Genomic DNA, 1,228 nt, shown 5'->3' on the forward strand with positions numbered 1-1,228 from the left:
CGTGAATCACGTCCTCTTTTTAACTCAATACCAGCGGCTAGCGCTTAACTGACTGGCATTAGGCCTTGCGCCCGGTTTTTTCATCCAGCCCGCATTGCCGGCCCGGCTGTGTAGAATGAGGGCAGTTCACTTACTGGCTGCCTACGTGCTGCGTTATGCCCGTCTCGCCCTGTTGCTGCTGTCGCTGGCACTCTGGTTGCCGGGTGCGTTGCATGCCCTTGCGGCCGGGCCTGCGTTCAACGCACTGTGCAGCAGTCAGAAGCAGCAGAATGATGCGCCGCTGCACGCAGGACAGCATGATTGCTGCGGCCTGCAGGTGCAGCCGGGCCTGCCAGCCATGGCGCTGGCCGTGCCGGCGTTGCCGCTGCATGGCGTGCAGGTGGCCGCAGTGGCCACCGCTCCGGTCGAGGCCGGGCCGGTATGGCAGCGCGCACGCGGGCCGCCGCAGCGCGGATGGATCGTTGGGCAACCCTTTTCTGCATCCTTCTTTCTGTGAGTGAATTCATGACTTTTCGATCCATTTTTGCTGCTGGCGCATTGCTGGTGGCCGCAGCCGGCGCTTGGGCGCATCAGTACGAAGCCGGCAGCCTGCTGATCAGCCACCCGTGGGCACGCGCCACGGCGCCGGGCGCGCAGAACGGCGGCGTATTCCTGAGCGTGAAGAGCACCGGTGACGCTGACCAGCTCGTGGGGGCCAAGGCTGATGTGGCGGCCGAGGTCGGCCTGCACCAGATGAAGCTCGACAACGGCGTGATGAAGATGGGCGCGGTGGCCGGTGCAGACATCCCGGCGCAGGGTGAGCTGCAGCTCAAGCCCGGTGGTTATCACATCATGCTGATGGGGCTGAAGGCGCCGCTGAAGCAGGGCGACAAGTTTCCGCTCACGCTGGTGTTCAAGCGTGCCGGCGAGGTCAAGGTCAGCGTGAAGGTGGAAGCACTCGATGCCAAGCCGGATGACCTGAAGCATTGAGCCTGTCCTCATCCTGGGCGGGGCTGTGAATGAACCGGCATCAAGTACCCGGCCAAGCCGGGTTACTGCCCGTTTAGGTGGGTGAAACTGCGGCTCAACCCTGTTTGATTCCATTCCCCCGCCCTCGCCGCCGCGAGGGAGCCTCGCTTTGCTCGTTAGTGGTTTGTAGTGGTCAACAAATCCTGGACAGTGATTTGAGTTGCTGTTCTCGTACTGCCGGTGGCAAGCCCCCATTGGCCGCATGTGGGCGCTGCCGGTT

General features: G+C 63.2%; 2 protein-coding genes. Both read left to right on the forward strand.

Features of this window, described 5'->3' with window-relative positions:
* The first annotated feature begins 115 nt into the window (after window positions 1-115).
* Entirely contained in the window at window positions 116-496 is a 381-nt protein-coding gene (locus B9A19_RS21840) for a hypothetical protein (protein WP_139799073.1), read from the forward strand.
* A gap of 8 nt (window positions 497-504) precedes the next feature.
* Window positions 505-969, forward strand: a complete 465-nt coding sequence (locus B9A19_RS21845) for a copper chaperone PCu(A)C (RefSeq protein WP_084093239.1) — start codon at window positions 505-507, stop codon at window positions 967-969.
* Window positions 970-1,228: the final 259 nt, after the last annotated feature.

This window comes from Andreprevotia lacus DSM 23236 (assembly GCF_900176275.1).
In the GTDB taxonomy this organism is placed as follows: domain Bacteria; phylum Pseudomonadota; class Gammaproteobacteria; order Burkholderiales; family Chitinibacteraceae; genus Andreprevotia; species Andreprevotia lacus.

Excerpts from the sequence above, each read along its gene's own strand:
- B9A19_RS21840 (WP_139799073.1), top strand. The coding sequence starts at position 116 with ATGAGGGCAGTTCACTTACTGGCTGCCTACGTGCTGCGTTATGCCCGT.
- B9A19_RS21845 (WP_084093239.1), top strand. The coding sequence starts at position 505 with ATGACTTTTCGATCCATTTTTGCTGCTGGCGCATTGCTGGTGGCCGCA.